The sequence below is a fragment of the Kribbella sp. genome (assembly GCF_035655035.1).
Lineage (GTDB): Bacteria > Actinomycetota > Actinomycetes > Propionibacteriales > Kribbellaceae > Kribbella.
The window spans coordinates 1-3044 of record NZ_DASRVN010000733.1; the positions used below are offsets into that span (position 1 = coordinate 1).

Consider the following 3044-nt stretch of genomic DNA (forward strand, 5'->3'; position numbering starts at 1 on the left):
GAGGTCGCGGCGGTCACCGATCCGGTCGTCGCGGAGATCTACGAACTGCAGATCAACGAGAAGAACGGCCCGCTGGTCACCGCGATGCGCGACCAGGTCCCGGTACTGGTCCGCGACACCAGCACCGACGACCGCTGGCCGGTGTGGGCCGGGAAGGTCGCCGCGCTCGGAGTCCGGAGCGTGCTCGACATCCCGCTCGCGGCCCGCGGCGAACCACCGCGCGCCGCCGGCGTCCTCGGCCTGTACAGCCTCGACGCCGACGCGTTCGCGGCCGACGACGTGGCGGTCGCGCACATCGTCGCCCGGCACGCGGCGGTCGCCCTCGCCTCCGCACGCAAGGAGGCGGCCCTCGCCCAAGCGGTCGACGCCCGCAAGCTCGTCGGTCAGGCGATGGGCATCCTGATGGAGCGGTACGACATCGACGCTGACCGCGCGTTCGCCGTACTGCGGCGGTATTCGCAGGATACGAACACCAAGCTCCGGGACGTGGCCCAGCAGCTGATCGACACCCGCAAGCTGCCCTAGCGCGCCAGTGTCGTGCTCGGGAGTTCGCCGTACAGGTCGCGGTACATGGCGGTCATCCGGCGGTGGTGGTGGAAACCCCAGCGGGCCGCGATCGCCGCGACGGTCCGCTCGGCCGGATCGGCGGCGAGCAACTCCGCCCGTACTTCGGCCAGCCGGAGCCGGCGGAGCTGGTCGAGCGGCGTGCAGTCGAGGTGCCGGCGGAACGCGGCCTGCAACGCCCGTACCGTGACGCCGGCCGCCGACGCGATGTCGGCGACGCTGATCGCCTGGTCCAGGTGCGAATCCATGTACGCAAGCGCTCGTTTCACCGTCGAGGGCGGCTCGTCCCGGCCGGGCTCCTCGGCCATCGCGGTGTGCGCGAACGTGGCGAGCACGCTGGACGCCAGCAGGTGCGAGAGCGACGCGAGGATCAACGGCGACGCCTGCACGACCGGGTCCGGGAGCGCCTGGTCCCCCAGGTACGCGATCGTCCGCGACAGCTGGGCCGCCGCCGCGCGGCTCCGCGGCCGGTGCTCCAGCAGCCGGACCGGGGCGTTGCCCGTCCGGCTGACACCCGCGACCCGGGTCAGCAGCGCCGGGTCGAACATCGTGATCGAGTACGACGAGCGGCAGACGCGGCCGGCGTACGGGCGGTCGGGCGGCGCGAACGACACCAGGTCACCCGGCCGGAAACCGTCCTCCCAGCCGTCGGTCGCGTGGTCCTGGATGCTGCCCGTGTAGACCTCGCAGAGGCAGATCTTGCCGAGCGGGTCGGCGTCGTAGCTCATCTCGAAGCCGATCTCGAGGCGGTCCACGGTGATCGACTCGGCGGCCGACCGCGCGATCCGGGTCCGCACCGCCGAGGCGCCGCCACCGATCTGCATCTTCGTGTACGCCCGGTTCAGGAAGTCCTCGGTCTTGCCGAGGTCCCGGCTCTCGAACAGCAACGGCTCCATACGCCTATCCTGCCTGCCGCCGGGTACAAGTGCGAAGATGCCAGAACTGCCCGACGTCGAGGGATTCCGCCGGGTGCTCGCCGACCACGCGGCCGGGCGCCCGATCCGGCGCGTCGAGGTGCTCGACGCGGGTGTACTGCGTGGCGTCACCGCCACCGGCCTGCGACACGCACTGGTCGGGCACCGGTTCCGCCGGCCGTGGCGGCACGGCAAGTATCTCGTCGTACCGCTGACGGGGTCGCGCCGGGAGCCCGCCGTACTCCTGCACTTCGGGATGACGGGGTCGCTGGACTGGACCGACGACGGGCAGCGGCTCCGGGACGACCGCGTGGTGTTCGGGTTCGCCGGCGGCGAGCTACGGTACCGCGACCTGCGGAAACTCCAGGGTCTGCGCCTCGCACCGGACCGGGAGGCCGTCGACCAGCTGCTCGACGGCCTCGGGCCGGATGCCACCGAACTGTCGGCCGATGCGCTCGGTGAGCGGCTGGCCGGACGACGTGGTCAGCTCAAGCCGACGCTGATGGACCAGTCGACCGTGGCGGGTCTCGGCAACCTGCTCACCGACGAGATCCTCTGGCGGGCCCGGATCGATCCCGCGCCGCCGGTGCTCCGAACTCGGATCCGCGGATGTCCGTCGGCTGCATGGGCGCATGCGGACCGTGCTGCGTCAGTCGATTCCCGCCGGCCGGGTTCCGCCTCGCAAGAGCTGGCTCACCGGTCGCCGCGACGATCCGTCCGGGTCTTGCCCTCGCTGCGGGACCACTCTCTCGCATGCGCGTGTCGGTGGCCGAGGTACGACGTGGTGCACACGCTGTCAGCCCTCTTGAGATGGAAAGCGCTTGCTAGGATTGGCAGATGATTTACGAGCTGAATCATGTCGGTGGTCGGGTGCGGGATCTCGAGGCGAGCCTGGCGTTCTACGGCGGGCTCGGCGCGGAGGTCGTGGACCGATTGTTCATGAGCGGGTCGCGGGTGCACCGGGTGCACATCCAGCTGGCGACCGGGCTGGTCGAGCTGCTGCATCATGAGGAGCCGGACCCGGAGGCGTCGTACGGGCTCAACCACGTCGGGTTCATGACGGACGACCTCGACGGGGACTACGCGCGGCTGATAGCGCTCGGGTACGCCGAGCTCTCGTCGCCGCGGGTGGCCGGCAGCGGGCAGGGCCGGCTCGCGTTCCTCGCGGACCCGAACGGCGTACGCGTCGAGCTGCTGCAGCGGTCGGAGGAGTTCCGGGTGCCGCCGATCACGTCGGGGGCGGTACGGGCGCTGTCGTACGTCGGCCTCGCGGCACCGGACGTCGACGCCGCCGCCGAGTTCTACGGCACGCACCTCGGGATGGAACAGGTCGCCGACGACACCTTCCGCCTCGGCGTCGACGCCGTCAAACTCTTGCCCTCAGCAACCACCACGATCGACCACCTCGCCCTCACCGGCACCGGCCACACCACCCAGGACCCAGACGGCAACCACATCACCTTCCCCTGACCACAACCCGGCCCGGCAACCGCCTTGCCTTCGCAGGACCGCGACCCAGCCTGTGTCAGCGGGACGTGGCGACTCGCTCGATGACCGGTTGCCACG

The 3044-nt window shown here is 71.1% G+C and carries 4 protein-coding genes; 3 read left to right on the forward strand and 1 reads right to left on the reverse strand.

Going from position 1 to position 3044, the window contains the following annotated elements; genetic code table 11:
• Positions 1-525 (forward strand): GAF and ANTAR domain-containing protein (locus VFF46_RS37800; protein ID WP_325042080.1); only part of this gene is annotated, 525 nt, incomplete at its 5' end.
• Here the strand turns inward: VFF46_RS37800 and VFF46_RS37805 are convergent.
• The gene (locus VFF46_RS37805) at positions 522-1460 is read right to left on the reverse strand and encodes a helix-turn-helix domain-containing protein (protein ID WP_325042081.1); all 939 of its coding nucleotides are present in this window, start codon (positions 1458-1460) and stop codon (positions 522-524) included. The two genes, VFF46_RS37800 and VFF46_RS37805, sit on opposite strands and share 4 nt — an antisense overlap.
• Positions 1461-1497: 37 nt before the next feature.
• On the opposite strand from VFF46_RS37805, the gene VFF46_RS40725 reads away from it, so the two are divergent.
• Entirely contained in the window at positions 1498-2319 is an 822-nt protein-coding gene (locus VFF46_RS40725; protein WP_325042082.1) for a DNA-formamidopyrimidine glycosylase family protein, read from the forward strand.
• Positions 2316-2948 (forward strand): VOC family protein, encoded by a 633-nt coding sequence (locus tag VFF46_RS37815; protein ID WP_325042083.1) that lies wholly within the window; start codon positions 2316-2318, stop codon positions 2946-2948. Before VFF46_RS40725 ends, VFF46_RS37815 begins: the two co-directional genes overlap by 4 nt.
• The last annotated feature ends 96 nt before the right edge of the window (positions 2949-3044 follow it).